Origin of the sequence: Kitasatospora sp. NPDC056273, assembly GCF_042268845.1 — a bacterium.
GTDB lineage: Bacteria > Actinomycetota > Actinomycetes > Streptomycetales > Streptomycetaceae > Kitasatospora.
Genome location: NZ_JBHJSJ010000011.1, coordinates 142,262 through 165,395 on the forward strand (window position 1 = coordinate 142,262; position 23,134 = coordinate 165,395).

Consider the following 23,134-nt stretch of genomic DNA (forward strand, 5'->3'; position numbering starts at 1 on the left):
TCCGGGCGTCGGCGGGTCCCCTCCTCCCCGCGAGGCTAGGACACGGGTGCCGGAGGGCGCAGCGCGCGCCCTCCGGCGGTCGGCCGTCCGGGTGAACCCCGGCGGCTCAGCGCACCGTGAAGTCCGCCATCATCGCCATGTCCTCGTGCTCCAGGTTGTGGCAGTGCAGCATGTACGCCCCCGCGTAGTCGGTGAAGCGCACCAGCACCTCCACCGCCTCGGCCGGGCGCAGGTCCACGGTGTCCTTCCACCCCGCGTCGTACGGGCCCGGGTCGGCGCCGTTGCGGCCGATCACCTGGAAGTGGTCGAGGTGGACGTGCACCGGGTGGTGCAGGTCGGTGGAGAAGCGCCAGAGCTCGACCGCGCCGAGGGCGGGCGTGGCGATGGACTCCCCCGGCGTGTACGGGCGGCCGTTGATGGTCCAGCCGTCGCCGCGGCTGCGCCGGAAGGTGAAGTCGCGGGTGGCGACGGCGGCGGAGGCGTCCAGGGCCTCGACGGCGGCGAGCCGGTCGGGCACCGTCGCGTCGTCGGCCGGCTGCTTCGCGGTGACGTCGAAGCGCATCACCTCGGCCGTCCGGCCGCTGCCGAAGCGGTTGACCAGCCGGACCTGGGTGCCGGGCTGGTAGCGGGAGAAGTCGACCACGACGTCGAAGCGTTCGGCGGGCGCGATCTCGATGCCGTCGTGCCGGACCGGGGCGGCGAGCAGGCCGCCGTCGGAGCCGATCTGGACCAGGGCGTCGCCGCCGGGCGGCTGCGGGTCGAGTTCGAGCCGGTAGAGCCGGGCGTTGGAGGCGTTGAGCAGCCGCAGCCGGTAGCGGGCCCGGTCGACGTCCAGCCGGGGCCAGGGCGCGCCGTTGACCAGGATGACGTCGCCGAGCACGCCGTTGGCGTAGGCGTCGGTGACGCCCGGCTCGGCGAGCTGCGGGTCGACGGCGGGGTAGCGGAAGGAGCCGTCGGCGGCGAAGGAGCGGTCGGTGATCATCAGCGGCAGGTCCCGCTCGCCGCGCGGCAGCGGCAGCGCGTCCTCCTCGTCGTCGTGCACGAGGTGGAAGCCGGCCAGTCCGCGCCAGACGCCGGGGCCGGTGAAGCCCATCCGGTGGTCGTGGTACCAGAGGGTGGCGGCGCGCTGCTTGCCCGGATAGGTGTAGCTGCGCTCGCCGACGGCGGTGCGGGCGGCGGCGTGGTCCGTCCCGGACATCCCCGCCATGCCGGCCATCCCGGCCATGCCGCCGGCCTGCTGGGCGGCGTCCGCCGAGGACCCCACCGGCAGCAGCAGGTCCACCGGGTAGCCGTCGCTGTCCGCCGGGGTGTGCCCGCCGTGCAGGTGGGTCACCGAGGGCACCGGCAGCTCGTTGCGGTGCTTGACCACCGCCGTCCGCCCGGAGCGGGTGACCACGGTCGGCCCGGGGAAGCCGCCGCCGTACGTCCAGGCCTCGGTCCGCACCCCGGGCAGGATCTCCAGCCGGGCGACCTGCTGGGTGATCTCGTAGTGGTCGGCGGTCGCGTCGGTGCGCACCGGTTGCAGCACGGTCGGCACCGGCAGCGCGGCCCGGAAGGCCTCCGGCAGGTCGAGTTCGCTGCTCAGCAGCTGCCCGGGGCGGCCCTCGGCGAGCAGCCGGGCAACGGAGGGGCCGGCCACCGAGACCAGGGCGCCCGCACCGAGCACGGAGGCGCCGACGCGCAGGAACCGGCGCCGGTTCACTTGACCACCTCGACCGGTCCGCCGGGGCGCGGCAGCCGCCCGGTGCCGTCCGGACCGCCGACGACCCGCGCCTCCCGGGCCGGCAGCGGCAGCCGCCAGGTGCCGACCAGGCCGAACAGCACGCCGCTGACCAGCAGCACGCCGAGCGTGACGTGCACGCCGAGCGCCCGGGCGTAGCCGGCGGTGATCTGGCCGATGACGGCGACGGTGAGCACGGCGGTGGTCCACAGCGGCCAGAGCGGGCCCCGGCCGGGCCACCGGACGGCGACGGCCACCGCGAGCTGGAGCACCACCACGGTGGCCAGCATCATCGCGTTGCCCTCGTGGTCCTTCAGGGAGTCGTAGGTGCCGTTCAGGAAGCTGCCGGCCAGCATGACCTGGAGCAGTGCCAGCAGGGCGAGCAGGGTGGTGGAGGTACGCAGCAGGATCAGCGGCCAGCGGGGCGCGGGGGCGGCAGGAGGACTGCTCATGGTCGGGCTACTCTCTGCGTCGACGGTCTGGCGGGGCGGGCGCGAGCGTAACTGATGCGACGTCACGATCAGCTCTTGAAAAGGTCATCGGACCGTCATGTGGTCCCCATGACCGCCCGCTCGGGGCCGTCGTTCTCACCCGAAGGAAGGGGGTGCCCTTGAGTCGTCCTCAAGAGCACCCCCTTCCTCGCCTCCCGCGGGCCCGCTACTGGCGCGCCGCGCCCAGCCCCGCCGGCCGGGTCCGCAGCAGCGCCCGGACCGGCACCCCGGTCGCCGCGAGGCAGAGCAGCACGGCTCCGGCGGCCAGCGGCAGGGCCAGCATCGGCGGGACGTACGGGGCGGAGTTGGCCACGCCCCGGGCGACCGGCACCAGGGTGACCGCGGCGATCACCGCGCCGACCACCAGCCCGGTCGAGGCCACCAGCAGCGCCTCCCAGCGCATCATGCCGCGCACCTGGCGCCGGGTGGTGCCGGCCAGCCGCAGCAGCGCGACCTCGCGGCGCCGGTCCAGCACCGTCATCACCAGGGTGTTGGCGGCGCTGACGGCGGCGAACCCGCCGAGCACGGCGGCCATCACGGTGTTGGCCCAGCCGTTGACCTCCATCGCCTTGTCGGACTGGGCGACGAACCCGGCCCGGTCGGTCACCGCGGCCCCGGCCAGCCCGCCCAGCCCGGCGGCCACCGCCGCCCGGTCGGCGCCCGGCGCGTCGGCGACCAGCACCTGGCTGTCGTACCCGGCGGTGACGTGCGCGGCCACCGCGGCCCGGGGCAGCAGCGCCTGGCCGACGCCGAGCCCGCGGTCGTACACCGCGACCACGGCGGGCCGGACGGCGGTGCCGTCGCCGAGCCAGAGCGGGACCCGGTCGCCGACCTTGGCGCCGAACGCCTCGGCCAGGGTGGAGCTCAGCGCCACGGTGTCGGGCGCGCGGCCGAGGTCGGCGAGCGCACCGCTGCGCACGCCCAGGTCGAGCACCTTCGGCAGCCGGGCCGGGTCGCCGTCGACGCCGAGCACGGGGGCGGAGCTCAGCTGGTCGCCGTTGCGGTAGACGACGCCGGTGCGCAGCACGCCGACGGCGGTGTCCACGCCGGACACCCGGCCCGCCCGCTCGGCCGTCCCGGCGGGCAGGCCGGGGCCGGTGGCGCCGACCACGTGGTCGGCGGTGACGCCGGCCCGGACGTTCTCGCCGCTGGTGTGGCGCACGGTGCTCTGGATGATCAGCAGGGTGCCGCAGAAGGCGGTGACCAGGACGATCGGGGTGATCGCGGAGGCCAGGCGGCGGGCGTTGGCGCGGGTGTTGTCGGCGGCCAGCGAGCCGGGCGCGCCGCCGGCCCGCAGCGGGGCGCCGAGCACCGCGGCGGCGACCCGGGCCAGCCAGGGGCCGAGCAGGGCGACGGCCATCATGAAGCACATCACCACGCCGAGCGCGGTCTGGGCGGCCTTGGCGCCGTCCAGGGAGGTGGCGATGGCCGCGGCCGCGATGCCGCCGGCGGCGAAGACCAGTCCGAGGACGGTGCGCACCGCGCCCGGGCGGGGCGCTTCGACGGCGGCCTCGCCGAGCGCCTGGGCGGCCCGCATCCGGGACGGCCGGCGGGCGGCCAGGAACCCGGCGGTCAGCGCGGCGAGGGTGCAGGCGAGGACGGCGGCGAGCATCGGCAGCGGGCCGACGTCCAGGCGGACGTCCGCGGGGACGGCGCCGCGCTCGACCAGCTGGTCGAACCACCAGCGGGCGAGGGCGATTCCGGGCAGGATGCCGAGCGCCGCGGCGAGCGGCGCGACCAGCATCGCCTCGGCGGCGATGGTGCGGCGGATCTGGCGCGGGGTGGCGCCGATGGCGCGCAGCAGGGCGAACTCGCGGGCGCGCTGGCCGGTGGCGAGGGCGACGGTGCTCATCACCACGAAGACCGCGGTCATGGTGGCGTAGCCGCCGAAGCTGCCGCCGAGGGCCATCAGCAGGGTGCGGGCTCCGCCGAGGTCGGGGTGCTCGACGGCGCCCCGGTCGTCCCCGGTGAGGACCTTGACGGCACCGGCTCCGGCACCGGCTCCGGCACCGGCGTCGCCGCCGACGGCCTGGCGGACCTGGGCGGCGAGCGCGGCGGTGGTCACGCCCACGCGGGGCTGGACGGCGATGGCGTCGATCCGGCCGGGGTGGCCGGAGAGGCGGTCGGCGGTGGCGTCGGCGAACCAGGCGGTGGGGCCGGCCTGCTGGGCGGCGGCCAGGCCGGAGACCCGGTAGTCCGCGGTGCCGCCCGGCGCGGTGAGCGTGAGGTTCGCGCCGGGCGCGATGTGGGCGGCGCGCGCCGTGTCGGCGTCCAGCACCACCTCGTTCGCGCCGGGCGCGCGGCCCTCGACCAGGGTGTCGCCCGGCCCGGCGATACCGAGCGCGGCGAAGCCCCGGCCGGTCAGGGCCGGCGCCCGGCCGGAGGCGGGCAGCGGGAAAGCGGTGTCCGGGCGGGCCGCCGCGACCCCGGGCAGCGCGGCCAGCCGGCCGGCCAGCGCGGCGTCCGTCCGGGCCCGCTCCGGGGTGGCCTCCTCCGTCGTCTCGGTGTCCGTGCCGACCTTCCGCTGGATCTTCACCGCCTGGTCGGCCGCGACCACCACCGGGGTGTCCGCGTACCGGGCCGGCTTGAGGCTCGCGGTCAGACCGGTCTGCAGCAGCACGCCGCAGGCCACCACCACGGCGGCGCCCAGCAGCAGGGCGACCAGGGTGCCCGCGAAGGACGCGGGCCGGAAGCGCACCGAGGAGCGCGCGAGTCCGTTCGTCATGCCGCGGCTCCCACCGGGCGGGCGGTCAGCGCGACCATCCGGTCCGCGACGGTCTGCGGGCTCGGGTGCGGCAGGTCGTCGACGATCGCGCCGCCGGCCAGGAACAGCACCCGGTCGGCGAAGGAGGCCGCCACCGGGTCGTGGGTCACCATCACCACCGTCGCGCCGAGCGAGTCCACGGCCTGCCGCAGCAGCGCCAGCACCTCGTGCGCGGTGCGGGTGTCCAGCGCGCCGGTCGGCTCGTCGGCGAAGACCACGTCCGGGCGGGTGATCAGCGCGCGGGCGATCGCCACCCGCTGCTGCTGGCCGCCGGAGAGCTGGCCGGGCCGCCGCTTGGCGTGCTCGCCCAGGCCCACCCGGGCCAGCAGCTCCCGTGCCCGGGCCCGGTCCTGGCGCTCCCCGGCGAGGCGCTGCGGGAGCAGCACGTTCTGCTCGACGGTCAGCGAGGGCAGCAGGTTGAAGGCCTGGAAGACGAAGCCGATCCGGCTGCGGCGCAGCTTGGTCAGCCGGTTCTCGCTCAGCGCGGTGATGTCCTCGCCGCCGAGCCGGACCTGCCCGGAGTCCGGGCGGTCCAGGCCCGCCGCGCACTGGAGGAAGGTGGACTTGCCGGAGCCGGACGGGCCCATCACCGCGGTGAAGCTGCCGTGGGCGAGCGCCAGGTCGACCCCGCGCAGCGCGTGCACCGTCGCCTCGCCGCGGCCGTAGGTGCGGCGCACCCCGCGCAGCTCGATCGCGGGGGCCGCCTGCGGGGCCGGGGCGTACCCGCCGTGACCGTCGGCGCCGTAGCCCTCGCGGCCGTATCCGTCGGGGCCGTACCCCTCGGCAGCGTGGCCGCCGGGGCCGTACTGATCCGTCCCGAACTCGTCGGTCCTGCGGCGGTCTTGGCGGCGTGCCATGGGTGGGCCTTCCTTCGGTTCTGCGTCGCTCGTCGTCAACGTGCTCCAACCTAGGGACGACGGGCTCCGCGAACCATGCAGGCCACCGGCGGAACGGCGGTGGGGTTATCCCCCCACCGCTTCGGCGGGAATCCCCAGGTAGGCGGCGCGCAGGACGGCGAGCGCCGGGTGCGCGGGGTCGAAGGCGGTGCCGTCCACGGCCGCCAGCGGGCGCACCCCGACCCCCGCGTTCACCGCGAAGGCGGCGGTGAAGCGGTCCAGCCCGTCGGCGGGCAGCGGCTCGCGGGACTGCGGGCCCCGGTACGCGCCGGACAGCAGCGCCTCCGTCACCCCGGGCAGGCTCGGGCCCTGCGGCCAGACCAGCCGCTCCCCGGCCAGGAAGCCGACGTTCCAGGTCGCGCCCTCGACCACCAGGCCGTCCTCGCCGACCAACAGCACGTCGTCGTAGCCCGCCAGTTGGGCCTGCCGACGGTGGTGCACCAGGCCGAACAGGCCGACGTGCTTCACCTCCGGCAGCTCCCGCCGGTACGCCGCGGTGCGGACCCGCAGCGGGGCGGGCTCGGCCGCCGCGGCCGGGCGGGTGGTCACCAGCAGGGCGGGCGCGGCCGGGGCGGCGGGGCGCTCCAGGCCGAGCGCCGGGTCGTACACGGTGACCCGGACGATCACCGGCGCACCGTCGGCGGGCAGCACCGCGCCGATCCGCTCCCGCACCGCCGCCCGGTCCAGCTCGGCGCCGAACAGCGCCCGGCAGTCCCGGACCAGCCGGTCCAGGTGCAGGGCCAGACCGCGCACCCGGCCCGCCTCGGCGCGCAGGGTGGTGAAGTGCCCGTAGTTGAGCAGCCCCAGCGCGGCCAGCCGCGCCGGGTCGGCGGGGGCGCCGTCGATCTCGATCTCAGCCATCCCCCGAGTCTGCCAGCTGCGGGGACCCGGGCCGCGGCGCGGAACCCGGCAGCGCGGACCGCGGGGGCACTGACTGCGGCGGAACGGACTCCGGCGACGCGCCCTCCGGCAATGCGCTCTCCGGCAGCGGCACTGGGCGGTACGGGCTCACCACCCGCCGGCCCGCCGCCCGGGCCACCCGCTCGAACTCCTCTATCCGGTACGCCAGGCCCTCCGGCTCCCCGGCGTCCGACCAGCGCCACGCCTCCGCCCACCACTGCGGGCCGCGCACCAGCGGCCGGCCCGCCAGCGCCAGGTACAGGGCCAGCGTGGAGCGGGCGTACTCGTGCACCCAGCCGTCGCAGCCCCGGTAGTCCGCCGTCTCGTCCAGCCGCAGCCAGTGGCCCTCCTGCCCGGCGGCCAGTATCGGCACCCAGCCGCGCAGCCGGTCGGCGACCAGCAGGAGCAGCCGGCCGTCCTCCTCCCGCACCCGGTGCAGGGGGAGTTGGGGCATCCGGGCGAAGGAGAGCGAGTGCTTCCAGCCCACCACCCACAGACCCCGGCGCAGGTAGTAGCGGACCGCCGGCTGCCAGGTCCAGTGCGCCTCCAGCCGGAACCCCGGCAGGCCCTCGGCGGTGGCCGCCGCGTACACCTCGTCCAGCGCGGCGGCGGCCAGGCCCCGCCCGCGCGCGGCCGGGGTCACGTAGAGGGAGGAGACGGCGAGCTGGCTCGGGCCCTTGGTCCAGTTGTCCACGGCGACGGTGCCCACCACGGCGCCGTCGTCGTCCTGGATCCAGTAGCGCCGCCGGTACAGCTCACCGCCCGGCCACTCCCGCCCGCTCTCCCCCAGCCGCTCCCGCCAGGCGCGCTCCGCCGGCGGCGCCAGCCCGTCCGGGTCCACCAGCTCGCCCAACCCGCCCTCCACCAGGGACGCCAAGTCCCAGAGCGCGAACCGCCGTTCGTCCCCCGGCCCGGCCGCCCGAAGCCGCGGCCCCGCCGCCAGCCGGTCCTGCGCCCGCTCCACCGCCGCATCCCACGACCTCACCACAGGGCGAGGATAGCGGCGCGGCGGGGACGATCAGTAATCCGGCCGCCACCGAATGTCAGTGCGGGGAGCGGGAGGTGGCGCCGACCCCGCCCCGCCGCCGGGCCGGCCCCGAGGACGGCGCCCGCCGCCGGCGGCCGTCGGGGCGGGGTAGGGAAAACCCGACCACGAGACTCGACCTGGCCGTGATGACCCCGCCGAGCTGCGGCGATGCAATGAAGCGGTGACGAAACGGGCGTGGTGGTGGTGCGGCGGGTGGCTGGTCGCGGCGGGGTGGGCGGGGGCGTTCCCGGTGGTGTCCGGGCTCGGTCCGCACCGGAGTTGGGGCGCCTGGGCGGCCTGCGGGTACCTGCTGGCGGCGCTCGCCGTGGTGCTGGTGCGGCGGCGCGGACGTGAGGTCTCGGTGGCGGTCGCGGCCCTCGGGGCGGTGCTGGTGCCGCTGCTCCTGCTGGTCCTGGACGGGCGGGGGCAGAGCGAGGTCGGGGTGATCGAGCGCTCCGGGTCGCTGCTGCTGCACACCGGCACGCCGTACCTGGCCGAGCCGCGGACCGTCGAGGAGTACACCCCGTACCTCCCCGGGATGGCCCTGCTGGGTCTGCCCCGGGCGCTGCTGGACGGCACCCCGCTGGGCGGCACCCCGCTGGGCGACGCCCGGCTGTGGTGCGCGGCGGTGTTCCTGGTCTGCGTGCTGCGGACGGTGCCCGCCGGGCGCCGGCTCGGCGCCGCCGCGCTCACCGCCTCGCCGGTGGTCGCGCTGCCGCTCTGCGTCAGCGGGGTGGACCTGCCGCTCACCGGCCTCTGCTGGCTCGCCCTGGTCCGCGCCGCCGAACGGCGGCCGGTGGCGGCCGGGTTGGCGCTGGCCGCCGCCTGCGCGCTGAAGTGGACGGCCTGGCCGGCGCTGGCCGTGGTGGCGGCCCTGCTGGCGGCCACCGCCGGACGGCGCGCGGCGCTGCGCGGGGTAGCCGTCGCGGTGGGGGCGGCGGCACTGGCGGTGCTGCCGGTGGCGCTGCGCGCACCGGGGCCGCTGGTGGAGCAGGTGTTCGCCTTCCCCACCGGGCGCGGCGGCCTGCCGACGCCGGCCGCGAGCCCGCTGCCCGGGCGGCTGCTGGCCGACCTCGGCCCGGCCGGCTGGTGCGCCGCCGTCGGACTGCTGCTGCTCGCCGGGCTCGCCGTCGGGGCGTCCCTGGCCGTCCGGCCGCCCCGCACCGCGCCCGCCGCGGTGCACCGGCTGGCGCTCGGACTGACCGCGGCCTTCCTGCTGGCGCCCGCCGGGCGGTTCGGCTACCTCGCGCTGCCGCTCGTCCTGGTCCTGCTCTCCCTCTCGTCCTCCGTCTCGTCCTCCCTCCCGTCCTCCGTTCCGCTCCCCCTCCCGTCCTCCGTTCCACTCCCCGTTCCGAAAGGCCTGCCATGGGCACCACCCTCGTCGTCACCAACGACTTCCCGCCGCGCCAGGGCGGCATCGAAACCTTCGTCAAGGCCATGGCCGACCGCGTCCCCGGTCACGACCTCGTGGTCTACACCTCGGCCGAACCGGGTGCGGAGCAGCACGACGCCGCTCTCCCCTACCCGGTGATCCGCGACCGCGCCCGCACCCTGCTGCCGACCCCGCGGGCCACCCGCCGGGCCGCCGAGATAGCCCGGGCGCACGGCTGCGACCGGGTCTGGTTCGGCGCCGCCGCGCCGCTCGCCGCGATGACGCCCGGCCTGCGGCGGCTGGCGCCCGGCATCCGCCGCACCGTCGCCACCACCCACGGCCACGAGATCTGGTGGGCCCGCACCCCGGGCGCCCGCGGCCTGCTGCGCCGGATCGGCCGCGGCACGGACGTGGTCACCTACCTCGGCGCCTACACCCGCGCCCGGATCGCGCCTGCGCTCGGACCGGACGCCCGGCTGGCGCGCCTGGTGCCGGGGGTCGACCCGGCGGTCTTCCGGCCGGCCGCCGAGGACTCCGTCGGGGAGGCGTCCGCCGCCCCGGTGGTCCTCTGCGTGGCGCGGCTGGTCCCGCGCAAGGGCCAGGACGTGCTGATCCGCGCGCTGCCCGCGATCCGCCGGGCCGTGCCCGGGACGACCCTGGTGCTGGTCGGCCGGGGCCCGGACGAGGACCGGCTGCGGGGCCTCGCCCTCCGCCTCACCGAGCCGGGCAGCGTGGTGTTCACCGGCGGCCTCGACCACGCCGCGACGGCCGGCCACTACGCGGAGGCGGACGTCTTCGCGATGCCGTGCCGCACCCGCCGGCTGGGCCTGGAGGCCGAGGGCCTCGGCATCGTCTTCCTGGAGGCGGCCGCGGCCGGCCTCCCGGTGGTGGTCGGCCGCTCCGGCGGCGCCCCGGACACCGTCCTGGACGGCGTCACCGGCGCGGTCGTCGACGGCCGCGCGCCCGCCGAAGTGGCCGCCGCCCTGACCCGGATCCTGCTCGCCCCGCCCGCCGAGCGCGCCCGGATGGGGGCGGCGGGGCGGCGCTGGGCGGAGGAGCACTGGACCTGGGAGGCCTCGGCGCGGCGGCTCACCGAGCTGCTCGACCCCGCCGTGCCCCTGCCGGACCCGGCCGACCCGGCCGACCCGGCCGCCGCGGTCACTCCGGCTGCCCCCGCAGGTGCCTGACCAGCCGGGCGATCGCGGGCGCCCCGCCGTTGGCGCCGACCGCCGTCACCCAGTTCCGCGCCTGGCCCGGCAGGTCCTCCCGGCTCGGGCAGGAGAAGCTGAACAGCCAGACGTGGGCGGACAGGTCGCGTTCCGGAAGTGCTCGCCACTCCTCGCCCCCGGCGGCCGTCAGCACGTCCTGGCAGGCCGCCAGCGCCTGGTCCCCGTCCCCGGCCCACTCCTGCCGCAGCCACAGCAGGAAGTTGGTCTGGGCCGTCGTGGTGTCGTCCCTGGTCGCCTCGCCCTTGAGCATCCGGTTGACGATCGCGCTCTGCGGTTCCCGTGTCCTCGCCATGCCGCCATCGTTCCGGCACCGCGGCCGCCCTGACAAGGGCGTCACTCAAAAGCCGTACGGAGCCCGCCCGTTCACTCCCCGCGCAGGTGGGCCAGCACCGCGAGGACCCGCCGGTTGCCCTCCGTCGGGTCCAGGTCCAGCTTCATGAAGATGTTCCCGCAGTGCTTCACCACCGAGGCCTCGGTGATGCTCAACCGGCCTGCCACGGCCTGGTTGTTGAGGCCCTCGGCCATCAGCGCGAGCACCTCGCGCTCGCGCGGGGTGAGCCGGGCCAGCGGGCGGTCGGCGGACCGGCCGCGCAGCAGCACCCGGACCACCTCGGGGTCGATCAGCGTCTCCCCGTCGGCGACCCGCCGCAGCGCGTCCAGGAAGTCCGCGACGTCGCCGACCCGGTCCTTCAACAGGTAGCCCAGACCGGCCGGTTGGGCGCCGGCGGCGGCGAGCAGCCGGGTCGCGTACGGGGTGGCCACGTACTGGGAGAGGACCAGGACGGGCAGGCCCGGGTGGCGCTCGCGCAGGGCGAGGGCGGCGCGCAGGCCCTCGTCGGTGTGGTCGGGGGGCATCCGGACGTCGGTGACCACGATGTCCGGCCGCTCGGCGTCGACGGCCGCGGCCAGCGCCTCCGCGTCGCCGACGGCGGCGGTCACCCGGTGGCCGCCGAGGGTGAGGAGTTCGACCAGCCCGGCGCGCAGCAGCACCGCGTCCTCGGCGATCACGACCCGGAGCACGGGACCTCCAGCCGCAGCGTCGTCGGGCCGCCCGTCGGGCTCGTCACCATCAACCGTCCTCTCAGCAGTGCCACCCGGTCGGCGAGTCCCGCCAGCCCGGCCCCGGCGGCCGGGTCCGCCCCGCCCCGGCCGTCGTCGGTCACCTGGACGACCAGCCGGCCGCCCGCGAGCCGCCCGTGGACGGTGATCGCGGTGGCGCCGCTGTGCTTGGCGGCGTTGGTGAGCGCCTCGGTGACGGTGAAGTAGGCGGTGGTCTCCACCGGGGCGGGCAGCCGCTCCGGGAGCTCGATGTCGGTGGCCACCGGGATCGGGTGGCGCTGCGCGACCTCGTCGACGGCGGCGGCGAGCCCGTGGTCGGTGAGCACCTGCGGGTGGATGCCGCGCACCAGCCCGCGCAGCTGCTCCAGCGCCTGCCGGGCCTCGCCGCGCGCCCGGGTGACGAGCTCCGCCGCCCGGCCGTCCCGGTCGCGCAGCTCGTACTCGGCGAGCCCGAGGGTCATGCTGAGCGCGACCAGCTGCTGCTGCGCGCCGTCGTGCAGGTCGCGCTCGATCCGGCGCCGCTCGGCCTCGAAGGCGTCGGCCAACCGGGCCCGGGAGCGGGTGAGTTCGAGCACCTGGTGGCCGAGGTCGTCCTCCCGGGGTCCGAGCAGGAAGCGGGCCAGCGCGACCTCGGCCCGGACCAGCAGCGCTCCGGCGTACGCGCAGAGCAGCAGACCGGCCAGTCCGGCGGCGGTGAACGGCAGGGCGGCGAACGGCCCGGCGACGGCGCGCCCGGGGACGAGCATCACGGTCTCCGGGGCGAGCGCCCAGACCACCAGCGGGGAGACCGTGAACGCGCCGGAGATCACCAGCAGCGCGGTGAAGCCCAGCGAGGCGGCGGCCAGCACGGTCGAGGTGAGCCCGGCGTGGGCGAGTTCGCGCCAGGTGGCCCGCTCGCGCAGCCGGGTGCGGACACGGGCCCGGCGGCCGGCCCCGGGCAGACTGCGGTGCGGGTCGGGCGGCGGGACCGGCTCGACCAGCCGCAGCCGCCACCGGGCCACACCGGCGGCGGGGATGCCCGCGAGCGCCAGGGCGAGCAGCACCGGCAGTCCGAGGCCGACCACCGACAGGCCCGCACCGACCACCAGCAGCACCGCGAGGACCACCAGCAGCACCGGCCCGAACAGCGCCCCGCCGAGCAGGTACGCCCAGCAGCGCGGCACCCAGCGGGTGAACGGGAAGCGCAGCGGGTGCGCCCGCAGCGCCTCGCGGACGGACGTCGGCCGCCGCTCCCCGTCCGTCACCGACCCCTCGTTCACCCGGTCCACCCTAACCGACCGGCTGACGGTCCTTCGGGGCCCGGGCGCGGGCCGCGCGCGGCCTGGTCAGCGCGACGGCGGCGACCACCAGGGCGCCGCCGGCCAGGGCGTTCCAGCCGACCGGCTCGGCGAGGAAGGCCGCGCCGAGCGCGGTGGACCACAGCGGCGTCACGTACGTCACGGCCGAGGCCACCGTCGCCCCGGCGCCGCGGACCAGCGCCAGGTTGAGCAGGTACGCCACGCCCGTACCGAGCGCGCCGAGCACCAGCAGCGCGCCGGCCGCGGCGGCGCCCGGCCAGCGCGGGAGGCCCGCGGCGAACGGCGCCACCAGGGCCAACTCCACCGTGGCGCAGGTGATCTGGAGCGTGGAGAGGGTGGTCACCGACTCCGGGCGGCCGGACAGGAAGCGGCGCAGGTAGGCGAAGCCCGCGCCGTAGCAGCAGGCGGCGGCCAGGCAGGCCAGCGCACCGGCGGTCGCACCGGCGCCCAGGCCGTGCCAGACCCCGAGCACGGTGAGCACACCGACGAAGCCGAGCCCGAGACCGGCCAGCCGGCGGGTGCCCGGGCGGCGCTCCTCGGGGACGGTCAGCACCGCGAACAGCAGGGTGAACAGCGGGGTGGTCGCGTTCATCACCCCGGCGAGCACCGAGCTGACCCTGGTCTCCCCGAAGGAGAAGAGGGTGAACGGCACGCTGTTGAGCAGCACCGCGACCACCGCCGAGTGCCCCCACAGCGCCCGGTCGCGCGGGGCCCGCTCGCCGCGCAGCAGCAGCACCGCCCACAGCGTGGTGGCGCCGAGCAGGCAGCGCCACAGCGCCACCCACAGCGGCGGCACGCCCGCCTCGACCGCCACCTTGATCAGGGCGAAGCTCGCGCCCCAGATCGCCGACAGTGCCACGAAGCCCGGCAACCAGCGCCTCACCCCGACCACCTCCGTCCTCCCGTCGCGTCTTCTGGACAGAGCGTGGCCCGGCGCCGCAGCATGAGTCCAACAAGTGGCAGTGCACTCGCGATGAGGAAGTCTCATGACCCCGGACGTCAACCTGGCCCAGCTCAGGGCACTGGTCGCGGTCGCCGACGCCGGCGGCTTCAGCGCGGCCGCCGACGAGCTCGGCATCAGCCAGTCCGCGGTCTCGCACGCCGTCGCCGCGCTGGAGCGCAGCCTCGGCGCCCCCGTGCTGTGGCGCGGCACCCCCTGCCGGCCCACCCCACTGGGCGAGCAGGTCCTGCCGCACGCCCGGACCGCCGTCGCCTCGGCCGCCGCCGTCCGCGCGATCGCCACCCGGCACTCCGGCGGCCCGACCGGCACCGTACGGCTGGCGGCGCCGACCACCGTCTGCCAGGCGCTGCTGCCCGGGCTGCTCAAGGACTGGCGGGCGGCCTACCCGCAGGTGACCGTCCGGGTCTTCGAGGGCGAGGACGACGAGCTGGCGGCCTGGCTGGAGGCGGGCACGGTGGACGCCGCCGTCCTGGTGGACGCCGGGCCGCTGCCGCCCGGGGCGGTCTCGCTCGGCGCCGACTCGATGCACGCGCTGCTCCGCCGCGACCACCCGCTCGCCGGCCAACCGACCGTCCACGTGGCCGAGTTGGAGGACGACGACTTCCTGCTCTCGGAGGGCGGCTGCGAGCGCCACATCCGCGAGGCCTACCGGCGGGCCGGCACCCGCTTCACGCCCCGGCACCGGATCCGCGACCTGAACAGCCTGATCGGCATGGTGCACGCGGGCGTCGGGGTCTCGGTGATGCCCGCGCTGGCGCTGACCATGCTCCCGGCCGACTGCGTGCTGGTCCCGATCCGGCCCGCCGTCCACCGGACGCTGTCGCTGACCGGGCCGACCGGCCGCCCGTGGACCCCGGCGGTCGGCTCGCTGCTGGCGGGGATGGCGCCGGGAGTGGCGGCTGGGGCGGCGGCCGGAGTTCCGTCCCGGTGAGCCGGCTCCAGGGCCCGTCGGCCGACCGGTGCGCCTTGACCTCCTTGGGGTTGACCACCCTTCCCTGACAGGTCTATACCAGTGAGGACCTTCGGCAACCACCCTCCGCCGACGGCCCGTTCGGCCGCCACGCCACCCCCGCACCCGGCGTGAGCAGGCCCGCCTCCCCCACTGCCGTGTCCTGGAAAGGCTTCCGATGGAGCGCGCTCTTCCCCCACAGCACACCGCACGTCCCCCCTTCAGGCGCCGCGCCGTACTCGCCGTGGCCGCCGCGCTCGGCCTGGTCGCCGGCGGCGTCGCCGCCCTGGCCGGCACCGGCTCCGCCGCCGCGGACACCACCGGCACCGGGGCCGCCGGGGCCGCCGGAGGGCTCGGCAGCAACTGGTACGCCTCGGCGCCGTACCTGATGCCCGAGGACAACAGCCCGCCGGACGCCGCCGCCGTCATGGACGCCACCGGCCAGAAGGCCTTCCAGCTGGCGTTCATCCTGGCCCAGGGCACCAGCTGTTCGCCCGCCTGGGGCGGCACCTCCCCGATCGACACCGACACCACCATGCCGAGCGTCATCCAGACCGTCCGCGGCAAGGGCGGGGACGTCTCGGTGTCGGTCGGCGGGTACGGCGGCACCAAGCTGGGCCAGGTCTGCGGCACCCCCGAGGCGACCGCCGCCGGGTACCAGAAGGTGATCACCAAGTACGGCCTCAAGGCGATCGACTTCGACCTGGAGGAGCCGGAGTACGAGAACACCGCGGCCATCCACAACGAGATCGGCGCGGCGCGGATCCTCCAGCAGAACAACCCCGGCCTGTACGTCTCGATCACCACCGCCGGCACCAACGCGGGCACCGGCTGGTTCGGCACCCAGATGCTCAACGAGGCCAAGTCGCAGGGCTTCACGCCCGACAACTACTCGATCATGCCGTTCGACGGCGGCTTCAGCGGCGCCGCGGCGCAGACCGACGCGCTGGTGAAGTTCAACCAGATCCTGCAGACCACCTTCGGCTGGAACGAGGCCACCGCCTACGCCCACGAGGGCGTGTCGATGATGAACGGCCGCACCGACGCCGCCGAGTACTTCCACCAGTCCGACTTCCAGACCGTGCTGGACTTCGCCACCGCGCACGGCCTGGCCCGGTACACCTACTGGTCGGTCAACCGGGACCGCCAGTGCGCGGGCAACGTCGACCCGGGGCTGTCCGGCTCCTGCTCCAGCGTGGTGCAGAACGACTGGGACTTCACCAGGTTCACGGTGAAGTTCGCCGGGGCGACCCCGCCCACCACGCCGCCCACCACCCCGCCGACGACTCCCCCGACCACGCCGCCGACCACCCCGGGCAACTGCGCCGCCCCGGCGTGGAGCGCGAGCACCACGTACAACGGCGGCGCCAAGGTCTCGTACAACGGGCACGCCTACCACGCCAAGTGGTGGACGCTGAACGAGGTGCCGAGCGCCAGTGGCCAGTGGGGCGTCTGGGCCGACGACGGGCCCTGCTGACGGCCGTACCGGCGACCACCGGTGGGGGCGGGCGCCATGAACGCCCGCCCCCCGCCGGTCAGTTCGCGAACCGCTCCCGCAGCTCCGCCAGCACCTCCGCCGCCTCCGGCAGCCCGGCCGCCTCGCAGCGCGCGATGCCGGCGGCCAGCCGGGCCACCGCCGCGTCGGTACGCCCCAGGTCGCTGCCCTCGATCAGCGCGGCCAGCCGGACGGCCTCCGCCCGCGGGGACTCGGCCCGCACCCCGCCCGCCTCGTACTCCGCGATGGCCCGTTCGACCTCGGCCAGCGCCTCCTCGTGCCGCCCGGCGACGGCCAGCGAACGCGCCCGCTCGTAGTGCGAACCGCCGCGCAGGTACCAGGAGTTGTACTCCTCGCCGGACCGCTCGGCCGCCTCGCCGACCGCGTCCGCCTCGGCCAGCAGGGCGAGCGCGGCCGCCAGCCCCTCCTCGCCCTTCTCCCGCGTCGTCAGCCGGGCCAGCTCCCGCAGGGTGGCGGCCAGCTGGTCCACCTGCGGGGCCTTCCCGTGCGCCTCCCGGGCGCGGGCCAGCGCCGCCTCGGCGGCGTCCCAGCGCTCGGCCCGGGCGAGCGCCAGGGTGGCCTCGCAGGCGACCATGGTGTGGGTCTCCTGGTCCTCCCACCCGGCCACCAGGTCGGCGAGCCGCAGGTACTCCTCGGCGGCGTCCCGGTGCTCCTCCAGGTCGGACAGGCCCCGGGCGAGGTCCAGCCGGCCCTGGGCGAGCATCCGGACGTCCAGCCGCGCCGCCGACGCGTCCAGCAGCACCGACTCCAGGACGGCCACCGCGTCCGCCGCCCGGCCGGCGTCACGCAGCACGTCGGCCAGTTGCAGGCGCACCCGGGCGGCCTCCTCGACCGCCTCGGCGCCCTTGCGGTCGTAGCGCGCGGCCGCCTCCGACAGCGCGCGGACCGCGCCGCCGAGGTCGCCCACCTGGAGGCAGGAGTGGCCGAGCATCATGTACGTCGGCGCGTACGGGTAGGAGTCGTCGCCCCAGCGCACGGCCTCGGCCAGCGCCCGGTGGAAGACCTCGACCGCCTGGCCCGGCTCGTGGCCCTGCAGCAGCACCTGGCCCAGCAGACCGAGCACCCGCGGGGTGTGCCAGGGCAGCTCGGCCGCGTCCAACTGGGCCAGCACCTCGCGCAGTTCGGCCTCCGCCTCGGCCAGCCGGCCCTGCCGGGCGGCGATGTCGGCGGTGTACTGCCGGGAGGTGGCGGCCCGCCGCTCGGAGCCCAGCTCCACGGCGGCCCGCCGGTAGCCGCCGACCGCCGCCTCGAAGCGCCCGGTCACCTCGGCGGCGGGCTCGGGCAGCGCCTCGGACAGGTCGTGGTGGGCGGCGTAGGCGCGGGTCTGCAGCACGATCAGGTAGTCGTCGTCGGTCAGTTCGCCGCCGGCGCGCAGCTCCTCGGCCCGGGCCAGCGCCGCGTCGAGCGCCGCCCAGTCGGCCCGCCGGCCGCCGCGCCCGGCGCCCTCGCCGTCCGCAGCGCCCTCGGCCTCGGCGCCCTCGTCGCTCTCGTCGCCCTCGTCGAGGTCCGCGATCAGCGTCCGGGCCCGGCACATCAGCGCCGACCCGGCCAGCCCCGCCTGCTCGAACAGCTCGGCGGCGGCCAGCAGCCCGGCCTTGCCCTCCTCGCACGCGTCCCGCTGGAGCGCCTCGTGGGCCCGCTGCTCGGCGAGTTCGGCGCGCAGCCGCTCGGGGCCGCCCAGCTCGGCGCTCTCCGGGTGGACGAAGTCCGCGGCCTCCGCGCGCTCGGCGACCCGCTTCCACAGCCGGTCGGCGTCCGGGTGGCCGAGCACCTCCAGCTCGCGGGCCCGCAGCACCAGGGCGGTGAAGTCCTCCGGCTCCGCCTCGACCGGCCGGCGCGGCGCGGGCGCGGCCGCCGGGGCGGCCGACAGCCCGGAAGCGGCGGCGGCCCGCACGCCCAGCGCCAGCGGCTCGGCGAGCAGCGGCTCCACGGCCAGCCGGGCGCGCCGCCCGGCGCCGACCGCGTCGGTGCCGTTGCGGGCGTCGAAGCGGCCGGCCAGCGCGTCGCCCTCGGCGCGCAGGTGGGCGAGCAGGGAGTCCACCGTCCAGGCGGTGCCGGCCGGGCCGCTGACCGCGAGCTCGCCGTGGCCGGCCCGGGCGAGCTGGGCGACCAGCACCTCGGCTCCGGTCAGGAAGTCCAGCCGGGCGGCCGGATCGCCGGTGACCGCGAACAGGGCGCGGTTCTCGGCGAGCAGCTCCAGGCCGCGCGGCTCGTTGCCGGACAGCGCGCAGAACTCGATGTGCAGGCCGACGGCGCTCAGCATCGAGGCCTTGCCGCGGGCGTGGCGGTAGCCGGCGAGGTGGCCCGAGCGGGCCTCGTCCGACCGGCCCTGGCGCAGCTGCGCGAGCAGCGCCGTGGCCTGGCTGAGGTGGGGCTCCTGCTCGCAGCCGCTCCGGCCGTCCAGCACCGGGGCGAGCGCCTCCAGGGCCCGGGCGTCGTCCCCGGCGGCGAGGTGGTGCCGGGCGCGGGCGCGGGTCTCGCAGGCGTGGCAGTCGCTCAGCTCGGCGCGCGGGCGGGCCGCCCACAGCTCGTAGGCGTCCTGCACGTCGATACCGGTGTGCGCGGCCAGGTGGTAGCGCTGGGCGTAGTACGGCTGGAGGTCCTGGCCGGCCGCGCGGTAGCGGTCGCGCAGCTCGGTGTGCCAGCGCCGCACCGCCGCGAGCGGGACGTCCGGGTTGTCCTTGAGCGTGTCGGCGACCCACTTGAAGCGCCAGAGCACCTGCTGCCGGGCCCACTCGCCGAAGCCGTCCGGGTCGGTGTCCCAGAGTCTGAGGACGCGGGCGAAGACGACCGGGCCCTTGCCGCGCTCGCCGTCGTACTCGTAGGCCTCCATCAGTTCCAGCAGGGCCATCGAGAGGACGCCGGTGTCGTCGAACTGCTCGGTGGCGTCGACGAGTTCCTCGGCGGTGACGGTCCTGGTCCGGCCGTACGGGCGGGCGTCGTTCTCGCGCAGCGCGGCCATCACCGCGTCGGGGGTGTCCAGCATCACGCCGCCCCGCCCGCCTCGTTCGACTCGTTCGCCCCGCCCGCCCCGCCGGCCTCGTGGCCGAGCATGGCGTGGTCGAGCAGGCTGATGAACGAGCGGTTGAGCAGCGCGGACTCGCTGGCCTTGAGCGGGCGGCGGGTCATCAGCACGGCCTGCCCGTACAGCGCCTCGACGGCGGTGACGGCCAGCTCGCGGCTGGTGACGGTGGCGGCGCGGCGCACCAGCGGGTTGAGGTGGTTGAGCACCAGCTGGGCGCGGGGCGCCTCGGCGCGCAGCGAGCCGAGGATGTCCGCCCACAACCCGTCGGCCTCGTCGGCGAGTTGGGCCCGGGTGCGCTCGTGCCGGGCCTCCCGGTTGTCGAGCAGCAGGGCGGGCGCGTTGGTGGGGTGGAAGCTGCGCAGCGCGACGTCGCAGTCGAACCGGCCGACCACCTCGCGGGCGATCGCCAGGAAGGCGTTGGCGGCCAGCTCGGCGGCCGGGTCGACGGTGTCCAGGTGCGCGGTGACGGTGCCCGGGTCGAGGTCGGAGACGGAGACGCCGGGGCGGATCTCGGGCAGCCGGTGCACCAGGTCGTGGTCGTAGGTGTAGCCGCCGTTGACCACGCCGAGCCCGGCCGCGCCGGCGATCGGGGCGACCTGGCGGAACTCCTCGACCGTCCTGGTCACCAGCACCGCCGGGTGGCTGCGGGCGAACTCGTCCAGGGTGACGTTGCCGTCGGTGGTCTCGAACGGCAGCCACGGCAGCATCATCCGCAGCAACTCGTCGTCGTAGCGGGCGAGTTCCTTGACGGCCAGGTGGTGGACGGACAGGAAGCGGTGCAGCAGCGCCGGGTCGCTCGCGGACAGGCCGGTCAGCCAGTCGCGGATCCGGGCGCCGAGCGCGTCCCGCACGGCGGCCAGCGTCTCGTCGGCGTACAGGCCCTCGCGGGAGGCGGTGGGGCGCAGCCCGTCGGTGTCGACCACGCATCGGACGAAGAACGCCCAGTCCGGCAGCAGTTCGTCGGCCTGGTCGGAGAGCAGCATGCCCTTGAGGTGCACCCGGTGGCCGTTGCGGCGCGAGGGCGGGGCGGCGTCCGGCAGGACGTACGCGACACCGCGCAGGCCGACCAGCGGCAGGTCCAGCTCGATGGTGTCGAGCGGGGTGAAGTCGAAGGCGGCGCGGCAGTACTCGGCGAGCGCGTCACGCCTGGCCAGCGGGGAGGCGTGGCGCTCGGCCCACGGCGGGGTGCGGTTGACCCGGTGCTCGGTTCCGTTGCCGTCGACCACCGTGACGTCGTGGCGCAGCAGGCTGCCGAAGTCCCGGGCGAGGGCGAGGACCCGGCCGGCGCGGGTCCACTCGGCGGCGTCGGCGCGCGGGACCAGCGTGACGGTGGTGCCCGGCTCGGGCTTGGCCGAGGCGGGCAGGGTGCGGATGGTGTAGCTGCCGTCGGCGCTGCCGCGCCACTCGATCGCCGGGGCGTCCGGGGTGGCGGCGGAGCGGGTGACCACGGTGATCTCGTCGGCGACCACGAAGCAGGCGAGCAGGCCGATGCCGAACTGGCCGATGAAGTCGCCGCGGGCCCGGGCCAGCCCGGCGCCGTCGAGCCGGCCGTCGGCGTCGCGCTTGGAGCTGCGGCCGATGGTGGCGAGGAAAGTGTGGACGTCCTGCTCGGTCAGGCCGATGCCGGTGTCGGTGACGGACAGCTCGTCGTCGGCCCGGACGGTGATCCTGGCCGGCGCCCCGGGGTCGAGGGCGCGGCGGGCGGAGATCGCGTCCACGGCGTTCTGCAGCAGCTCGCGCAGGTAGACCCGCGGGCTGGAGTAGAGGTGGTGGGAGAGCAGGTCCACCAGGCCGCGCAGGTCCACCTGGAAGGTGTGCGCACTCGTCGGGTTGTCGGTAGGGGACACCGGAGGCTCTTTCGATCGCGGGGTGGATGACGGTGGTGGGATGCGGGTCGGCGGCGGCGCCGGTACGGCCCGGCGCCGGGTGCGCGTCAGCGCCAGTACGAGGTGCAGCGGTCGCGGTGGGCGCGGAAGGCCTTGACCGGATCGCCCGACAGGTAGCGCCAGGGCGCCTTGGTCACGAGGCCGTCCAGCGCCTCGAACAGCAGGCGCGCGGTCTTGGGCTGGTCGGCGAGGGAGAAGGCCATCGCGAAGGTGTTGAAGGAGCCCTGCCAGCCGCGCGCCGGCTCGAAGGCCGGGTGCAGGACGGACCGGAAGGCCGCCTCCTGCAGCCCGGCCACCACGGCCGGACTGGTCAGGTAGGCGCGGTCCTCGCCGTCCGGGAGGGCCAGCCAGTGCTCCAGGTGCGCGACCGCGACCAGCTCGCCGAGGTGGCTGCCCTCCGGGGCAGCGAGCATCGTCGAGCGGGCGAACGCGTGCATCTCCTCGTGCGAACCGCCCCACTTGGCGCTCAGCTGCTGAAGCCTGACCCAGTGCGAGGCGGAGCTCCCGGGCGCCCGGCGCACCGCGGCCTCGAAGCGGCAGGTGGCGACCTCCGGGCCGAGCGAGGCCCCGAGGGCGCTGGTCTGCAGGAACCGCCAGGGGGCGTGCCAGGACGGCTCGCGCTCGGCGACCTCCAGCAGCTGCTCCTCGGCGGTGTCCAGCCGCTCGTGGAACGCCTTCCAGCGCTCCTCGGTGACGTCCTTGGCCCGGGCGCCCGTCCGGGCCTCCCAGCCCCAGGCGATCTGCCGGGCGCCGGACAGCAACAGCAGCAGCGTGTCGTCCGGGGCGTCGGCCAGCGCGCGGGACGTCCACTGCTCGACCCGGGGCACGTCGGATATCGCCCCGACGAGGAAGGTCAGCTCCTCGCCCTGGGCGGCGGCCAGCGCGGGGCGCAGCGCGGCCCAGTCCCCGGCGGAGGCCTGCCGGAGCATCAGGCGCAGCGACTCGTCCCCGTACGCCGGGTCGAGCCGCGGCTCGCCGCCACCGGCCGGCGCGGGTGCTCCGGCTCCCCGGCGGCCGAACCCGAACCCGCGCCGCTCGGCCCGGTCCTCCGCGCCCTCCCCGCCGGAGCGGCGTCGGAACAGCGGCATGTCTGGCCCCCTCGAACGTCATCGGTATCTTTCGCACGACCGCACAGCGGCCACGGGAAAAGTACATATCACGGTCGACTGACATCCGTTTGCCCAGCCCAGCGCCCTGCCCGCCCGGCGAGGGGGTTCCGTCAGGCCGCGCCGAGCCCGGCGTCCGGCGTCTTCCCGGCCTGCGCCTGCTCGATCCGGTTCACCAGCATCACCGCGAACCTCCGCGTCGCGGGCACGTCCACCGGACCGCCCTCGCTGGTGACGCTCGCCACCACGGTGCCCGAGCGCACCACGATGCCGACGCCCTCGCCCTCGGCCAACGGCCCCTGGAAGGCCTGGCTCTCGCTGCCCAGCGCCGGGGTGTCGACCTTCTTGAACGGCCCGGCGGAGTACGAGGCGTAGTTCTCCTTCAGCCGTTGCGCCGCCGCGTCCCGGCTGGGCAGGGTGTCCACCAGGAAGCGGACGACCACGTCGCCCGAGGAGAACCGGACCGACCCACTCAGCGGCTTGCCCGCGCAGGAGGCCGCGGCGGCACCGGCACAGGTGACCTGGTGGTCGGCGGTGTCGACCTTCCGCTTCTCCTCCTCCCACCCGGTCATCGCCTTCGCGTCCGGCAGCACCTGGCCGACCACCTTGTCGTCCAGCAGCGCCGCCTCCAGGTCCGCGTGCGGGGCCTCGGCAGCGGCCGGGGCCGGTGCGGAGGCCGGCGCCGAGGCCGCCCCGGGGGCGTCGGCGGCCGCCGGCGCGGACGCGGACGCCCCCGCCGTACCGGTCGCCGCTCCCGTCGTGGCCGGACTCGACGCGGACGAAGCCGCGGTCGAACCCGCGGCCGCCCCGCCCGCGGCCTTCGAAGACCCCCCGGAGGAGCACCCCGTCAGCACGCCCGTCAGCACCCCGGCCGCCGCCACCGCGGCGAGCACCCGCCGACCACCCATCCCGATCACCCTCCCCAGTCCTGTCAG

18 protein-coding genes are annotated in these 23,134 nt (G+C 76.5%); 4 read left to right on the forward strand and 14 right to left on the reverse strand.

The window, feature by feature from the left end:
* Positions 1–106: 106 nt before the first annotated feature.
* The 6 genes from ACFCY1_RS12925 to ACFCY1_RS12950 all read right to left on the reverse strand — a co-directional run bounded on the left by ACFCY1_RS12925 (position 107) and on the right by ACFCY1_RS12950 (position 7,756).
* Positions 107–1,702 (reverse strand): multicopper oxidase family protein, encoded by a 1,596-nt coding sequence (locus ACFCY1_RS12925; RefSeq protein ID WP_375874528.1) that lies wholly within the window; start codon positions 1,700–1,702, stop codon positions 107–109.
* A complete protein-coding gene (locus tag ACFCY1_RS12930; RefSeq protein ID WP_375874529.1) occupies positions 1,699–2,172 on the reverse strand; it encodes a hypothetical protein in 474 nt (157 codons plus the stop codon). The genes ACFCY1_RS12925 and ACFCY1_RS12930 overlap by 4 nt, the downstream gene beginning before the upstream one ends.
* Before the next feature lie 205 nt (positions 2,173–2,377).
* Complete coding sequence (locus ACFCY1_RS12935; RefSeq protein WP_375874530.1) at positions 2,378–4,936, reverse strand: FtsX-like permease family protein; 2,559 nt, start codon at positions 4,934–4,936, stop codon at positions 2,378–2,380.
* Positions 4,933–5,832, reverse strand: coding sequence for an ABC transporter ATP-binding protein (locus tag ACFCY1_RS12940; RefSeq protein ID WP_079272403.1), 900 nt, complete (start codon positions 5,830–5,832; stop codon positions 4,933–4,935). The genes ACFCY1_RS12935 and ACFCY1_RS12940 overlap by 4 nt, the downstream gene beginning before the upstream one ends.
* A gap of 105 nt (positions 5,833–5,937) precedes the next feature.
* Entirely contained in the window at positions 5,938–6,732 is a 795-nt protein-coding gene (locus tag ACFCY1_RS12945) for an aminotransferase class IV (protein ID WP_117490597.1), read from the reverse strand.
* Positions 6,725–7,756: a GNAT family N-acetyltransferase gene (locus ACFCY1_RS12950; RefSeq protein ID WP_375874531.1), complete on the reverse strand. Its 1,032-nt coding sequence runs from the start codon at positions 7,754–7,756 to the stop codon at positions 6,725–6,727. Before ACFCY1_RS12950 ends, ACFCY1_RS12945 begins: the two co-directional genes overlap by 8 nt.
* 223 nt (positions 7,757–7,979) lie before the next feature.
* Between ACFCY1_RS12950 and ACFCY1_RS12955 the strand changes: the two genes are divergently transcribed.
* Complete coding sequence (locus tag ACFCY1_RS12955) at positions 7,980–9,329, forward strand: glycosyltransferase 87 family protein (RefSeq protein ID WP_375874532.1); 1,350 nt, start codon at positions 7,980–7,982, stop codon at positions 9,327–9,329.
* Positions 9,236–10,357 (forward strand): glycosyltransferase family 4 protein, encoded by a 1,122-nt coding sequence (locus tag ACFCY1_RS12960; protein ID WP_375874533.1) that lies wholly within the window; start codon positions 9,236–9,238, stop codon positions 10,355–10,357. Before ACFCY1_RS12955 ends, ACFCY1_RS12960 begins: the two co-directional genes overlap by 94 nt.
* Here the strand turns inward: ACFCY1_RS12960 and ACFCY1_RS12965 are convergent.
* The 4 genes from ACFCY1_RS12965 to ACFCY1_RS12980 all read right to left on the reverse strand — a co-directional run bounded on the left by ACFCY1_RS12965 (position 10,329) and on the right by ACFCY1_RS12980 (position 13,639).
* Positions 10,329–10,691: a hypothetical protein gene (locus ACFCY1_RS12965; protein WP_049660617.1), complete on the reverse strand. Its 363-nt coding sequence runs from the start codon at positions 10,689–10,691 to the stop codon at positions 10,329–10,331. The genes ACFCY1_RS12960 and ACFCY1_RS12965 overlap by 29 nt on opposite strands.
* Before the next feature lie 71 nt (positions 10,692–10,762).
* Entirely contained in the window at positions 10,763–11,419 is a 657-nt protein-coding gene (locus tag ACFCY1_RS12970) for a response regulator transcription factor (RefSeq protein WP_049660614.1), read from the reverse strand.
* Positions 11,404–12,717, reverse strand: a complete 1,314-nt coding sequence (locus ACFCY1_RS12975; protein WP_375874534.1) for a sensor domain-containing protein — start codon at positions 12,715–12,717, stop codon at positions 11,404–11,406. Before ACFCY1_RS12975 ends, ACFCY1_RS12970 begins: the two co-directional genes overlap by 16 nt.
* A gap of 10 nt (positions 12,718–12,727) precedes the next feature.
* Entirely contained in the window at positions 12,728–13,639 is a 912-nt protein-coding gene (locus tag ACFCY1_RS12980; RefSeq protein WP_375874535.1) for a DMT family transporter, read from the reverse strand.
* A gap of 103 nt (positions 13,640–13,742) precedes the next feature.
* Between ACFCY1_RS12980 and ACFCY1_RS12985 the strand changes: the two genes are divergently transcribed.
* Both ACFCY1_RS12985 and ACFCY1_RS12990 read left to right on the forward strand, forming a co-directional pair.
* On the forward strand, positions 13,743–14,648 hold the full coding sequence (locus tag ACFCY1_RS12985) for a LysR family transcriptional regulator (protein ID WP_375874536.1): 906 nt from the start codon (positions 13,743–13,745) through the stop codon (positions 14,646–14,648).
* A gap of 196 nt (positions 14,649–14,844) precedes the next feature.
* Entirely contained in the window at positions 14,845–16,143 is a 1,299-nt protein-coding gene (locus tag ACFCY1_RS12990; RefSeq protein ID WP_375874537.1) for a chitinase, read from the forward strand.
* A gap of 58 nt (positions 16,144–16,201) precedes the next feature.
* On the opposite strand, the gene ACFCY1_RS12995 is transcribed toward ACFCY1_RS12990, so the two are convergent.
* From ACFCY1_RS12995 to ACFCY1_RS13010, 4 genes are all read right to left on the reverse strand, one after another.
* Complete coding sequence (locus tag ACFCY1_RS12995) at positions 16,202–19,168, reverse strand: hypothetical protein (protein ID WP_375874538.1); 2,967 nt, start codon at positions 19,166–19,168, stop codon at positions 16,202–16,204.
* Positions 19,168–21,054 carry an HSP90 family protein gene (locus ACFCY1_RS13000; protein WP_375874539.1) on the reverse strand — a complete coding sequence of 629 codons (1,887 nt, stop codon included), beginning with the start codon at positions 21,052–21,054 and terminating at the stop codon, positions 19,168–19,170. Before ACFCY1_RS13000 ends, ACFCY1_RS12995 begins: the two co-directional genes overlap by 1 nt.
* 86 nt (positions 21,055–21,140) lie before the next feature.
* Positions 21,141–22,181, reverse strand: coding sequence for a hypothetical protein (locus tag ACFCY1_RS13005; RefSeq protein WP_375874540.1), 1,041 nt, complete (start codon positions 22,179–22,181; stop codon positions 21,141–21,143).
* Between the two features lie 131 nt (positions 22,182–22,312).
* Positions 22,313–23,107: a hypothetical protein gene (locus tag ACFCY1_RS13010; protein ID WP_375874541.1), complete on the reverse strand. Its 795-nt coding sequence runs from the start codon at positions 23,105–23,107 to the stop codon at positions 22,313–22,315.
* Between the last annotated feature and the right edge of the window lie 27 nt (positions 23,108–23,134).